Origin of the sequence: Thermodesulfitimonas autotrophica (genome assembly GCF_003815015.1) — a bacterium.
Taxonomy (GTDB): domain Bacteria; phylum Bacillota; class Desulfotomaculia; order Desulfotomaculales; family Ammonificaceae; genus Thermodesulfitimonas; species Thermodesulfitimonas autotrophica.
On sequence record NZ_RKRE01000001.1, the window covers coordinates 662,663 to 675,695 of the forward strand.

The 13,033-nt window shown below is 61.1% G+C and carries 10 protein-coding genes; 1 reads left to right on the top strand and 9 read right to left on the bottom strand.

Annotated elements, in window-relative coordinates:
- Nucleotides 1–45: 45 nt before the first annotated feature.
- From EDD75_RS03320 to spoIVA, 5 genes are all read right to left on the bottom strand, one after another.
- Nucleotides 46–1,614: an MBL fold metallo-hydrolase gene (locus EDD75_RS03320; protein WP_123927985.1), complete on the bottom strand. Its 1,569-nt coding sequence runs from the start codon at nt 1,612–1,614 to the stop codon at nt 46–48.
- 52 nt (nt 1,615–1,666) lie between these two features.
- Nucleotides 1,667–2,065, bottom strand: a complete 399-nt coding sequence (locus EDD75_RS03325; protein WP_123927988.1) for a hypothetical protein — start codon at nt 2,063–2,065, stop codon at nt 1,667–1,669.
- Nucleotides 2,066–2,247: 182 nt separating this feature from the next.
- The gene (locus EDD75_RS03330; RefSeq protein ID WP_123927992.1) at nt 2,248–2,538 is read right to left on the bottom strand and encodes a helix-turn-helix domain-containing protein; all 291 of its coding nucleotides are present in this window, start codon (nt 2,536–2,538) and stop codon (nt 2,248–2,250) included.
- Between the two features lie 92 nt (nt 2,539–2,630).
- Nucleotides 2,631–3,572 carry a cation diffusion facilitator family transporter gene (locus tag EDD75_RS03335; RefSeq protein ID WP_123927995.1) on the bottom strand — a complete coding sequence of 314 codons (942 nt, stop codon included), beginning with the start codon at nt 3,570–3,572 and terminating at the stop codon, nt 2,631–2,633.
- 526 nt (nt 3,573–4,098) lie between these two features.
- Complete coding sequence (spoIVA, locus tag EDD75_RS03340) at nt 4,099–5,568, bottom strand: stage IV sporulation protein A (protein WP_123927998.1); 1,470 nt, start codon at nt 5,566–5,568, stop codon at nt 4,099–4,101.
- 315 nt (nt 5,569–5,883) lie between these two features.
- On the opposite strand from spoIVA, the gene EDD75_RS03345 reads away from it, so the two are divergent.
- On the top strand, nt 5,884–7,179 hold the full coding sequence (locus EDD75_RS03345) for a double-cubane-cluster-containing anaerobic reductase (protein ID WP_123928365.1): 1,296 nt from the start codon (nt 5,884–5,886) through the stop codon (nt 7,177–7,179).
- Between the two features lie 18 nt (nt 7,180–7,197).
- On the opposite strand, the gene EDD75_RS03350 is transcribed toward EDD75_RS03345, so the two are convergent.
- From EDD75_RS03350 to mnmA, 4 genes are all read right to left on the bottom strand, one after another.
- The gene (locus EDD75_RS03350) at nt 7,198–8,265 is read right to left on the bottom strand and encodes an NAD(P)H-dependent glycerol-3-phosphate dehydrogenase (RefSeq protein WP_211328055.1); all 1,068 of its coding nucleotides are present in this window, start codon (nt 8,263–8,265) and stop codon (nt 7,198–7,200) included.
- Nucleotides 8,266–8,297: 32 nt separating this feature from the next.
- Nucleotides 8,298–9,074 carry a phosphoribosylformylglycinamidine synthase I gene (purQ, locus tag EDD75_RS03355; RefSeq protein WP_211328056.1) on the bottom strand — a complete coding sequence of 259 codons (777 nt, stop codon included), beginning with the start codon at nt 9,072–9,074 and terminating at the stop codon, nt 8,298–8,300.
- Nucleotides 9,071–11,908 (bottom strand): phosphoribosylformylglycinamidine synthase subunit PurL, encoded by a 2,838-nt coding sequence (gene purL, locus EDD75_RS03360; protein WP_123928001.1) that lies wholly within the window; start codon nt 11,906–11,908, stop codon nt 9,071–9,073. Before purL ends, purQ begins: the two co-directional genes overlap by 4 nt.
- Nucleotides 11,909–12,009: 101 nt before the next feature.
- Complete coding sequence (gene mnmA / locus EDD75_RS03365; RefSeq protein ID WP_245963058.1) at nt 12,010–13,023, bottom strand: tRNA 2-thiouridine(34) synthase MnmA; 1,014 nt, start codon at nt 13,021–13,023, stop codon at nt 12,010–12,012.
- Between the last annotated feature and the right edge of the window lie 10 nt (nt 13,024–13,033).

Below are 13,033 nucleotides of genomic sequence, written 5' to 3' on the forward strand. Positions count from 1 at the left end.
AGTCACGGGGAACCGGTACCCCGCTGCCCACACCCGTAAATGTGGTCAGCCGATAACCACCCGCTCGCCCCGCCCCGGGAAAACCACCCGGCACTGGCCCGCGAAACGCCGGAAGAAATCCGGGCTTTCCGTATGCACCGGGATAAGTATTTCCGGCCGGACCGTCGCGATCAGTTCCTCAAGCCCCGGCCCGTGGATGTGGCCGCTGGCGTGCAGCCCTGACCTTTCCCGGTCGCGGCCGAGGGAACCGTAGAGCGTAAAGGCGAAATGATTAATCCAGTTCTCAACCCGCCGGTGGTCGAGCAGCATCTCTTCGTCGAAAGCCTCGCTCGAGGAGTAAATGTAGGTGCCGCCCCGGGGACCGATGTCGAGTAGCGCGTGAAAATCATAGTACGAAAAGCACAAAAGATAACTCTCTTGGGCGCGCGCCACCGCCACCGCCCCTACCATCCGGTCGGGCGCCGCCGCCGCGAAACGTTCTACCAGCGCCTTCTCCCATCCCCGAAGGGTAACTCGCGGCTTCACAAAAAGGCAAAGGCGGCAGTCGCTGAAAGGGTCGGGCACCCCCGGCTCTCCTGCCGCGTGCAGCGCCGCAAGAAGATAGACATCCTTAAGCGTGAGCACCAGCTGCCGGCCCGTTTCCGCGCCGACCCGGAGAAAAGAGAGGAGCCGCTCCACATTGCGTGGCCCAAAATCTGCTACCACCAGACCCTTTGTCCGCCGCACGATGGCGAGCGCATTGGCGTAAACCTCTTCTTCGGTGACCGGTTCCGTAGTTGCCGGGTGCGTTCCCTCACAAATGAGCGCCACCGGCCGCAGCGCCGCAGCCTCAGCCATAAAGCGGCGCGTGAGCGCTCCCTGGCAGCCGTGCAGGCGTAAATCGCCCGTATAAACCACCCAGCCCGCCGCCGTTTTTACCCCAAACGCGCCCGCGCCGGGAATCGAATGGTCCACCGGCCAGAAGCGCACCCTGAAGGGCCCGCACTCTCCTTCTTCACCACAGAAGGTAAGCGGCCGGCAGGCGAGTGCCCGCGAGCCGTCGTACTGCGTCCAGAAGTCCCCCACCGCCGGCGCCGCCGCTTGCGCCCCGAAAACGAAGTAGGGCCGCTGCACAAAGGGGGCGTTGCGGTAAGAGACAGCCTTCAGCACCCCGCCGGCGAACTCCCGCGGTGTCGCGTAACAGATCTCCTGCAACCTGTTCCCGCCCCCCGTGTCTTGCAGCGCCTTGCAGATCACGGCGCTGGTGAGGCTCGTTACCACCGGAATGTCCGTCCGCAGGTAGGAAATATGGCCGCAGTGATCAAAATGCGCGTGCGAGAGGAGCACCCCTAAAACCTCGACCTGGCGGTAGAGAGGGTGGTCCGCGTACCGCTCCCAGACACCGGGATACTCCAAGTCCGGCCGGTACAAGCCCCGCAGCGGGGGCAAAATCTCAAGCGATAGAAGATCCGCGAAACCGAAGCTGCTCCGGGGCCCGAGGAACTCGTCGAAGTACATCCCTTCGGCCTTGAAGTTGGTACCGAAATCGAGCAGCAGCGCGGCACCGTTCTCCTCTATCAGGATCTTGTTCCCGCCGATGCAGCCCACGCCGTCGTAGAAGGTTAAAGCGGTCACCGTCCTCTTTTACCCCCCGGCGCAAAACTCCCCCTATACCTTCCGGCACCCCTCACTTACGGCGCAGCGCCCGGCAGCATAGAGAGCTCCCGATAGCCACCCCGAGTGCGCTTACCGCCAACTCCAGCGGGCCGCATGAACCCGTGCGGGTAAGCCACATGGTAACACCAAGCACCAGACTGAAAAGCGCCGGCAGCAAGAAAAAAAGCCCGGTAACCAGGAGGCTCCAGCGCATAAATCCTCCCATTGGCTCACCGGCTCGCGGCAGCCGTCGCCATCCCCGTCCCGCCTGCCACGCCTGGCTCACCGGGTCGTAGATGGTTCGGTTGGGCTCAAGATCGCTCCCGCACCCGCGGCAGACCCCACCGCTCCCGTCCGCCAGAGTCCCGCAGTAAGGACAAACAACACCTTCTCCCCCACCGCACCGGCGAGGCGGCTTCACCTTACCCACCGCAAACCTCCCGCATAAAGAACAGAATTTACCCGTCTGAAAACGGCATCTGCCAGCCGCTACCGCCGCCACTCTTCTGCCGGGTTTTGATAGTAAGAATTCGCCATTTGCTTAATAAATCCCTGTCATTGGCGCACTAAAAAAGGCCGCTTAACGCGGCCCCTCCGACAAGTCTTCGGCTTTTAACCCTCAAGTCCGTTTTCGCGGTGCAGGCTGCAAAACTCCTCCCCTAACTTGGTGAGGCTGCAGATCTTGCTCTTCCCCTCGGCGGTCACGTCAACGAGCCCCAAAGCGTAAAGCTGCATCACGACGTGGTCGAGCACCGCTCGTTTGACCCGCGCCATCAGGGAGAGTTCCTCTTTGTTCATCCGGCCGCCGTCACTGAGCGTCCGGAGTACCCGCCAGGCCTCTTCCGGAAGGCGGTTGTCCACGTAGAGAAAGTACTCTGCCAGTGGCGCCGCTAAAGTAAGCATTCCTCTTGACCTCCTTTGCCCCAAAATTTTAAGGAGTTTGACAATATTATGCTCCGTTCCGCCTTCGTTAATAACTTAAACAATGAACTTTTTTACTTTCCCCGGGAATTTTCGCGGCGCGAGGCTTCTGTTCTGTCGGGCTGCGGACAGTAACGGCGGCATTCCTCACATACGGCGTTGCAGGGGTCGGTGGAAATAAGGACGTAGGTCCTGGGAAGGCGCTCGTTGATGGCCCTAGTTATCCGCCGGACTAAGGCGTTTCCTTCGGCTACCGTGGCGTCGTAGGGGAGGACAAGGTGAAGGTCGACGTGCCGTTCAGCACCCGCGCGCCGGCTCCGGAGGTTATGGTAACTCACATACTCCCCCTTAAAGCCTTCAAGCACCTCCCGGATTGCCGCTTCCTCTTCCTCCGGAAGCCGGACGTCAAGAAAGCTCTGTAGCGAATCCCGCAGCAGGAAATAGGCCGTCCGGAAAAGCAAGCCGGTAACCACAATCCCAATGAGCGGGTCGAAGAGCGTAATCTTCGTCAGGCGGATCAGCACGAGACCGGCGAAGACGCCGGCAGAGGAGTAAACATCGGTCAAAAGGTGCAGCCCGTCGGCTAAAAGCGCCGCGGAGCCCGTTTGCCGGGCCAGGCGGATGAGGTACCGGGAGAGAAAGAAGTTGGCCACCGCAGATAAAGCCATCACCGCGATGCCGGCATCAAGATAAGAAATGGCGCGCGGGGAAAAAAGGCGCCGCAAGCTCTCCACGAGAATCAGGGCGGCTACTAAAAGGATAAAACTGGCCTCGATGACGGCCGCCAGGTTTTCAAACTTGCCGTGTCCGAACCGGTGGCGCTCGTCAGGCGGCGCTTGGGCGGCTTTTAAGGAAAAGTAAGTCACCAGCGCCGCCAGCAGGTCCATTCCGGAGTGCGCCGCCTCGGAAAGAACACCGACCGAACCCGTAGCCACACCGGCCCCGAGCTTGAAGACGAGGATAGTGAGGCTTGTGGCCACCGAGAAACGGGCTGCTCTTAATTTTTCGCCGGCCATCCCAAACACCACCCTGATTTCCCTAGTCCTGCATTATATTATCGAACAAAATTTTGCGCGTGACGACTCATATTTTAAAAATTTCGGGCCACACTAAGAGCAACAGGGTCCGTAATGGCCGAGCTAAGATTGCTACCGTGTCGAAAGAGTCGGCGCGGTAGCAGTCGATCAAAGGTTGATACCGGGTCGCAAGGCTCGGTATCAGCCGGCGAGCAGATCTGCAGGCTTCCTGTACGGCTCGGCAGCGGTCCTAAGGATCGCTGCCGGGTTTAAAAGGAGGTCTGCGGGTCGAGCCAAGATTGATGCACGTGCCGGTAATAAATGGGTTACCGGCAGCCGAGAGGCTGCCGGTAGCTCGGAAGGTACCTGCATCAGTCGGGCAAAGGTTATCCTGGGTTCTACATGCGGGTTCCGGATAGCCGAAAGGCTGTCCGGAGCTCCTGACGGATGCAGGATAGCCGGAGCGCAGGCCATTACGGGCTCTTTTAAATAAGAAGCTCCTCCTTTACGGAGGGGCTTCTTATTCTCAGATAATGATGCAGATGAGGCCGCCGGAGCCGTCATTCACAATACGCTGCAGCGTCTCCTGTAATTTGGCCTGAGCATTTTCGGGCATCCGGTGGAGTTTGTTCTGGATGCCTTCGCGCACCAGGTCGTGAAGCGACTTGCCGAAGATTTCGGACTCCCAAATCTTTTTCGGGTTTTCCTCGAACTCGTTGAGGATGTAACGCACCAGTTCCTCACACTGCTTTTCCGTCCCAATGATCGGCGTAATTTCGGTGGTAATGTCGGCCCGGATGATGTGGAGCGACGGCGCGCTCGCCTTAAGCCGCACGCCGAACCGGTTCCCCTGGCGGATAAGTTCCGGTTCCTCGAGGTTCATCTCGTCCAGCCGCGGCGTCACTACCCCGTAACCGGTCTCCTTTACCTCGCGAATGGCGTCGGCGAACTTATCGTACTCCCGCTTGGCAACGCTCAGCTCCCGCATCAGGCGGAGGATATCCTGGTCGCTGGCCACCGTAAAACCGCTGATCTCGGAAAGAACCTGGTGGAAGAGCCCCTCCGCAGCCGTCAGGGTAATGTAGGCCACACCCGTGCCGAGATCGGTTTCCCGCTCAACGACTGCGCCGATAAAGTCGTGCCCCTTCAGTTTTGCGGAAACCTCCTTGATGTCCCGGACGCGGCGGACATCTTTGATGGCCTCCCGGACGGCGCTTTCGAACTTCTGGCGCAACCAGTGTTCCGCACCGAGTTCGTCCACCCACGGCGGCAGCGTGATATTCACTTCGCTGACGGGGAACTCGTATAAAACCTCTTCCAGGATATTAAAAATATCGCTCTGGGTCATCCCTTCAACGTCCACCGGGAGGACCGGCACATCGTATTTCCGCGTCAGCTCGGCCGCAAGTTGGGAGGTTTCCAGTGCGTGGGGCTGGGTGCTGTTCAAAATAACGACAAAAGGCTTGTTTAAGTCCTTGAGCTCCTGAATCACCCTCTCTTCGGCCTCCACGTAACCTTCCCGCGGAATATCCGTGATGGTGCCGTCGGTGGTCATCACGATCCCGATTGTCGAATGGTCCTGGATCACCTTCCGCGTGCCGACCTCCGCCGCTTCGTCGAAGGGAATGGGCTCGTCAAACCACGGCGTCGTCACTAACCGCGGGAGTTCATCCTCCTCATAGCCGAGCGCCCCTTCCACCCGGTAACCCACACAGTCCACCAGCCGGACCCGGAATTTCATCCCGTTCAAGGCGATCTCCACCGCCTCGTTGGGGACAAACTTGGGCTCGGTGGTCATCACCGTCCGGCCGGTGCCGCTTTGCGGGAGCTCATCCCTCGCCCGCTCGCGGTCGTAGATATTCTTGATGTTCGGAATGACTAGAAGCTCCATGAAGCGCTTGATAAAGGTCGATTTGCCCGTCCGCACCCCGCCCACAACACCGATGTAGATGTCGCCGCCCGTTCGTTCGTTGATATCCCGGAAAAGCTTTTCCATGACCAACTCCCTCCCTGATTCTCAACTCTCATTTTTTTCCAGTCAACGCTATGACCATTTATATTCCCGGTATAAAGATTTATTCCGGTAAGCCCAAAAATTTTCTCATCTTCTGCCGCGCCACCCAACTTGTAGCCGCCCCTGGGAAGAACCGGAAGCCACCAGTTACGCTGCGGCCAAACTTAACTAACCATATGCGATAAGCGAAGGGAAAATGCCCCCAGATAGAACCAACCTTGGCGCTTTGATAACAAAAAGTAATTGGACGAATAGAGTATTGTAATTTATAATGGCAGAAAAAAAAGGAGGGGGATGATGCACCGCTACGACGAGCTCTGGGCGGGTTTGGGGCTCGACCTAGACGCCCACGATAGGCTTCTTAAGGCGCTGCCTCCTACCTACTACGAGGTCTATCTCAAGCAGGAGAACCGCCCGCGGGGGATGGAATATTTTGATTTCGTCATCAACGAAATCCACGGGCTGCGCATTAAGGAACTCCAGGAATTCCGTCAGGCAGGAGGGAAGGTGGTCGGAACCTTCTGCCTCTACGTTCCCGAAGAATTGATTTTAGCCGCCGGTGGCGTTTTTGTGGGGCTCTGCGCCGGCATTGAAGTCGGCACCGCGCGGGCGGAAACCGTCCTTCCCCGCAACATTTGCCCGCTGATCAAGTCCTTTATGGGCTTCAAACTTTCGCGCATCTGCCCCTACTTTGAGTCCTGCGACCTTCTCGTAGGCGAGACGACCTGTGACGGCAAGAAGAAGGCGTTTGAGGTCCTGGCGGATTTTGCACCGGTTTACGTGGTGGAGGTGCCGCAGAAGAAAGGGCCGCGCGACTGGGAACTCTGGTTAGGGGAAATTAGGGCGCTGGCAGCCCGCCTTGAAGAGCTTACGGGAAAGAAAATCACGCCGGAGACACTGCGCGCGGCGATCGTAAAAGTAAACGCCAAGAGACGGGCACTCAAGCGCCTTGCCGCACTACGTAAGGCCGACCCGCCGCCGATCAGCGGCCGGGACGCCCTCCTCATCTACCAGATAGCCTTCTACGATGACGTGGACCGTTTTACCGCCCAGGTCAACGCCCTCTGCGACGAACTCGAGGAAAGGGTCCGCCGGGGCGAAGGGGTCGTACCGCCGGGAACACCACGGCTTGTGATTACCGGCACCCCGATGGCGATACCCAACTGGAAGGTCCCTTACATCGCCGAAACGAGCGGTGCCGTAATCGTGGCTGAAGAACTCTGCACCGGGTTGCGCTACTACGAGGAACTAACTGATGAGAGCGGGGAAACGACGGACGAACTCTTGGCAAGCATAGCCGCCCGCCACCTCGAGTTTGACTGCGCCTGCTTCACGCCCAATCTCAAACGCATCCAAAAAATCGGCCTTCTCGCCAACGAGTACCGGGCAAAAGGCGTCATAAGCTACATTCTCTCTTTCTGTGACCCTTACGCGGTAGAACACTACCAGGTGGAGAAAGGCCTGCGCGACCGCAACCTCCCCGTATTAAAAGTAGAAACCGATTACAGCGAACACGACGCCGGACAACTGCGGACGCGCATCGAGGCGTTTATCGAAATGCTCACCGGCGGCGCCAACACCCGCACCGAGTGAAGCCCACCGCGCGCGTTTTTATTTTTCAACCCCGCCCCCAGGGGCGTCCGGCCGGACCGTCCAGGTAGCCTTGATCCGGCAGACCTCTTCGATTTCGCGCGTGCGCGCGCGGCCCATCAGGTTGCGGGCGGCCTCGAGCGGCGAGAGCCCCTCGAAAAGGACGCGGTAGGTTTCGGCAGTTACCGGCATCGCGACGTTCAGTTCCCGGGCCAACGTGTGGGCGGCCCGGGTCGTGCGGACCCCTTCAACCACCATGCCCACCGCCGCTAGCGCCGCGTCAAGCGTTTTGCCGCGGCCGATTTCGATGCCGGCCCGGCGGTTGCGGCTGTGCATACTCGTGCAGGTGACGACCAGATCGCCAAGTCCAGTCAGCCCCGCAAAGGTGAGGGGATTAGCGCCAAGGCGGACACCTAACCGGGTGATCTCGGCCAGACCCCGCGTGATGAGCGCCGCTTTGGCGTTATCGCCGAAGCCGATGCCCTCGCAGATGCCGGTACCAAGCGCGATGATGTTCTTAAGCGCGCCGCCGAGTTCCACACCTACAAGATCGTCGTTGGTGTAGACCCGAAAGAAAGGTCCCATAAAAAGCTCCTGGACAAACTCCGCCGTTTGGTAACGCGGCGCCGCAGCGACAACCGCCGTCGGCTGGTCGCGCCCCACTTCTTCTGCGTGGCTAGGTCCGGAAAGCACGGCGTAACGGGCCAGCGCTTCCTCCCCCGCTTCGGCGCCGTAAACTTCGGAAAGCCGGAGCAACGTCTCCTCTTCGAGCCCTTTGGCCACGTTAACCACACAGGCTGATGCTGGAATTAAGGGCAGGGCCGTCCGCAGGACCTCCCGGAAGGCGTGGGAAGGAACGGCGAAGACAACTACGGCCGCCCCCGCCAGCGCATCCTTCAAGGAGTTCGTCGGGTTAACCCCCTCCGGGAGGAAAACACCCGGGAGGTACCGCCGGTTCTCCCGCTCCCGCACGAGGGCGGCCACATGCTCCGGGCGCCGCGCCCAGAGGGAAACCGCATGCCCTTTCCGGGCGAGAAGGCAGCTGAGGGCCGTTCCCCAGCCTCCCCCACCAAGCACTGCTACGCGCAAGAGACTCACTCCCCTGACGGTTTGCTTTTTACTCAAGACTTTCGCGCCGCCGCGACCGCGTTTTCGAAGACAAACCGCCCGTCAGGATAACTGCTTCTCAACCGCCGCCAGTTCGGGTGGTGGTGCGGCAGGATATTACGCTCGGGGTGGGGCATCAGGCCCATTATCCGGCCCGTCGGGTCCGTAATTCCGGCAATCGCACCCAAAGACCCGTTCGGGTTGTCCGGGTACTGCTGGGTCGGCCGGCCCGCCGCGTCAACGTACCGGAAAACGACAAGTCCCTGCCGCTCGATCTTGTTAAGCGTTGCCGGGTCGGTGAAGAATTTCCCCTCCCCATGCGCCGCCTGAAACGTGACCACCCGGCCTGCCGCCCCCCGGGTGAAGACGCACGGGCTCTCCTCCACCCGCAGCCGCACCCACCGGCATTCAAACCGGGCGCTATCGTTCACCATGAGGGTTGCCCGGATAGGCCCCACCTCTCCGAAGGGAAGCAATCCGGTCCGTACCAGCACCTGAAAACCGTTGCAGATACCCAAAACCAGGCCGCCCGCCGCAACAAAGCTCTCGATCTCCTCCCGGAGGAAGGAGGTGAGCTCGACCGCAAGAATCTTCCCCGAGTGGACGTCGTCGCCGTAAGAAAAACCACCGGGAATGACGAGGACCCGGTAGTCGGTGAGCTTTTCCCTGCCCGCCCGAAGCTGGTTGACGTGGACGAGGCGCGGTGCCCCGCCCGCGGCCTCGAAAGCGTAAGCGGTCTCCACGTCACAGTTTGTCCCGTCGGTCCGCAGCACCATTACGGGAGGCCTCACGCCCCAAACACCTCCTTCATCGGACGGCAGTAGGCGGCCCGGAGCCGCTCGAGGGGTACCGCAAAGAGCGGCCGGCCGCTCTGGAGCACCCGCAACTCCGGTGCCGCGAGCGTCCGTCCGAGCACCCGGCAGGGAAGACCGGCAAACAGAAGCGCCGGGTCGGCCTCCGGCTCCAACTCAACCACGAAGCAGCCCGCCGTCTCGTTGAACAGGAAGAAGTCAGGCCGTAGCGCCGCGGGGATTTCGATCGCCGCCCCCAACTCCCCGCCAAAGCACATCTCCGCCAGCGCCGCAAGAAGACCCCCTTCACTTATGTCGTGGCATGCGCGCACCATGCCGGCACCAATCGCCCGGTGCAGGGCGCCCAAAGTCTCCCGCAGGCGCGCCAGATTAATCCGGGGGATGTTTTTCCCTAACGCCCCGTGCAGGTCGTAGTAAACCGAACCGCCCATCTCTTCTTCACGCCGCTCCCCGACGAGAACGAGGAGGCTGCCCGGTTCCTTAAGGTCTGCGGAAACAGTCTTGCCTACGTCCGGAACGCGGCCGAAAACGGAGACGCAGAGAACAGGCGGAATGTGGATGACCGTGCCCCGCCCGCGGTAGGTGCTAGAGAGGCTATCTTTCCCGGAAATGAAGGGCAGGCCGAGCGCCACGCTGAAATCAACGCAGGCGTCCACCGCACGGTCAAGCTGCGCTAAAAACTCTCCCTCCGGCACCGGCCAGATAAAGTTATCGATCAGGACGAGTTCTTCCGGATTGGCCCCCACGGCTACGGCGTTGGCCACCGCCTCCGTTGCCGCCCAGAGGCCGCCCCAGTAGGGGTCGATCCGGTTGAGTACCGGGTTTAACCCGTGCGCAATAATCATCCCGTAGGGTTTTCCTAATAACGGCGTCAGAACCACCGCATCGTTCGGCCCATCCCCCCGCACGCCCCCGTAGGGCGGCAGGGCGTTCGTCCCCTGAACTCCATGGTCGTAAACCCGAACGATCGGTTCTTTGGAGCAAACATTGAGGTGCGCAAGGACGCGGCAGCAAGTCTCTTCCCAATCCTGCGGGAGCGGAACATCCGGGTCTTCTTGCGGTGCTGGATCCCGGTAACTGCAGGTAAGAAGCCGCTGGGGCAGGCCGTGGTGGAGGAAATCCATCGTCAGGTCCAGAACTTTTTCGTCACCGTAGTAAGCCTCGAAGCGTCCGGTAGCGGTAAACTCCCCAAGCACCGTAGCCTCCACATTATGCTCGCGGCAAATCTCGAAGAAGCGCGGTAAATTCTCCGGCGCCACTGCCGCGACCATCCGCTCCTGGCTCTCCGAAAGGAGGATTTCCCAGGGGGCCAGGCCTGAATATTTTACAGGCGCGCGGTCGAGATAGATGCGGGCTCCCGTTTCCGCTCCCATCTCCCCTACCGCCGAAGCGAAGCCCCCCGCACCACAGTCGGTAATCGCGCGGATCAACCCCTCGTCCCGCGCGACGAGGAGCGCGTCCGCCATCCTTTTTTCCTCGATCGGGTGGCCGATCTGAACCGCCTGCGCGTTGACGCTCTGCGTCCGGTCGGTCATCGCCGCGCTCGAAAAGGTCGCGCCGTGAATACCGTCGCGCCCCGTCCGGCCGCCGACCACCACCACCGCGTCGCCCGGCACCGGCCAGCCTTTTTGGGCCTGGGCGGCGGGAATAAGCCCGTAAGCGCCAACGATTACCGTCGGTTTGGCCCGGAAGTCGGGATGGAAGTGAACCGACCCGTTATTCGTAGGGATGCCCATCCGGTTGCCGTAATCGCGCACCCCGGCAACCACGCGCCGCAGCAGGTAATGGGGGTGCAGGCACCCCGGCGGCACCGCCGCCGCCGGTGTGTCGGGCGGCGCAAAGCAGAAGATATCGGTCGAAGCGATCACCTTCGCCCCCTGACCCGTGCCCATAATGTCGCGGAAAACGCCGCCGGAGCCGGTCGCGGCGCCGCCGTAAGGCTCGATGGCCGAAGGCGCGTTGTGCGTCTCCACCTTACCGCAGAGCGCCCAGCCCTCGTAAAAGGCCATAACGCCCGAGTTATCGACAAAAGCCGAAAGAACCAGGTCCTTCCGCGCCACCCTCGCCGTCGCCTCTCTCAGGCGGGTAAGAAAAGGCTTTTTCTCCACCCCGTCAACGATGATCCGGGCCTTAAAGGTTTTATGGACGCAGTGCTCCGACCAGGTTTGCGCCAGGACCTCCACCTCGGCGTCGGTCGGGTCCCGCCCGAGCTCCCGGAAGTGTTGCTGGATAAGCCGCATCTCCTCGAGGTTGAGAAAGAGGCGGTCCCGGGAGAGCCCCAGCAACTCTTCATCCGTCATCTCCCTAATGGGGATTATTTCCGTCCGCCCCGGCTCCCCACCCAAAAGCAATGTTTTGGGCTTCTCCGTCACCACATGCTGAATCGTCTCGTTAACCAGCAGGCGCCGCAGAATCAGCTCTAACTCTTCGTCGCCCAGGCCCCCGTAAAAGGCGTATTCCATACTCGAATCAGCAGCGCGGAGCCCTGCAATTCCCAGGTCCGCCGCCGCTTTTAAGAGCGAGCCCGCTTCGGGGTTCATCACCCCCGGCCGGTAAGCCACCTCCACGAGCCGGTCCGCGTCGGTAACGAGAGGGGCATTGAGCCGGTACTCCTGGAAAACATCCTCGCACAAAAGCCGCTCCGCCAGAAAGCGGGCCGCTTCCGCGCTGATTCCCTCGAAGCGGTAGACCTTCACCGTGCGGATCCGGTTCACCGACCGGATGCCCAGGGCGTGGCGAATCTCGTAGAGGATCTCCTCCCCGCGGGAATCCTTAAGCTCAGGCAAAAAACCAACACGAACCTCTTGGAGCATCGCCGCCTCCTCAAAAAACCTCTTTAAAAGACCAATTTTCGGCCATTGGGATATACCTTTTCTACAGGACCGCCGCTCAACCCTGCCACAATTACGCGCCCCTACGCCAAAATTGTGCCGCCACCCACCACTAAGTCTTCCCGGTAAAAAACGGCCGCCTGTCCCGGAGTTATCGCCCGCTCCGGCGCCGCAAACCTCACCCGCACCCGGTTCTCCCCAGCAGGCTCGATCACCGCCGGCTTTTCCCGGGCCCCGCGCCGCACTTTTACCGTCACCGGCAAGCTTTCCGTCAGCGCCGCAAACAGGATGAGGTTCACGTCGCCAACCAAGCACTCATCCCGGTAAAGAAACTCCTCCGGCCCCACGATGAGCGCATTGCGTGCGGGGTCGAGGGCGAGAACGTAAAGCGGGTAGCCTGCCGCCACGCCCAGACCCCGGCGCTGCCCTACCGTATAGTAAGGGAGCCCCCGGTGCCGGCCGATCACGTTCCCCTGCAAATCAACGATGGGACCGACGCGCGGCTCGCCGGCCACCTGGCGCAGAAACGCCCGGTAATCGTCCTCCGGAAGGAAACAGATCTCCTGGCTCTCCCGCGCCGCGACCCGCAGGCCACGCGCCCGGACAAACGCCCGCGCCTCCTCTTTGGTTTTCGTGCCGAGAGGGAAAAGGAGGTACCGGAGCTGTTCCTGGTTGAGCGCATAGAGGAAATAGCTCTGGTCCTTTTTCCGGTCTAGGCCGCGGGCCAGCAGGTACCGCCCCGTCCCACCATCCCGCCAGACACGGGCGTAGTGTCCCGTAGCGAAAAATGCCGCACCTAGCTCAACTGCCCGGCGGAGCAGCAGGCCGAACTTCACCCGCGGGTTACAAGTAACGCACGGGTTAGGAGTCCGTCCCGATAGGTAGGCCGCAACAAAAGGCTCAATTACCGCCGCCTTGAATTCTGCCCGCAGATCGAAGACGTAATGCTCAATCCCGAGCGCCGCCGCTACCGCCGCCGCCTCCGCCACCCAGGTCTCCGTTACCCGCATCGTCACGCCAAAAACCTCGTGTCCTTCCTCCTGGAGGAGGATGGCCGCCGCAGCGCTGTCCACGCCGCCGCTCAAAGCCACCGCCACCCGCGCCAAG

Bases quoted from the DNA above. Each gene is read 5' to 3' on its own strand.
- EDD75_RS03330 (WP_123927992.1), bottom strand. From the start codon at position 2,538: ATGCTTACTTTAGCGGCGCCACTGGCAGAGTACTTTCTCTACGTGGAC.
- EDD75_RS03335 (WP_123927995.1), bottom strand. From the start codon at position 3,572: ATGGCCGGCGAAAAATTAAGAGCAGCCCGTTTCTCGGTGGCCACAAGC.
- spoIVA (WP_123927998.1), bottom strand. From the start codon at position 5,568: ATGGAAAAGCTTTTCCGGGATATCAACGAACGAACGGGCGGCGACATC.
- EDD75_RS03345 (WP_123928365.1), top strand. From the start codon at position 5,884: ATGCACCGCTACGACGAGCTCTGGGCGGGTTTGGGGCTCGACCTAGAC.
- purL (WP_123928001.1), bottom strand. From the start codon at position 11,908: ATGCTCCAAGAGGTTCGTGTTGGTTTTTTGCCTGAGCTTAAGGATTCC.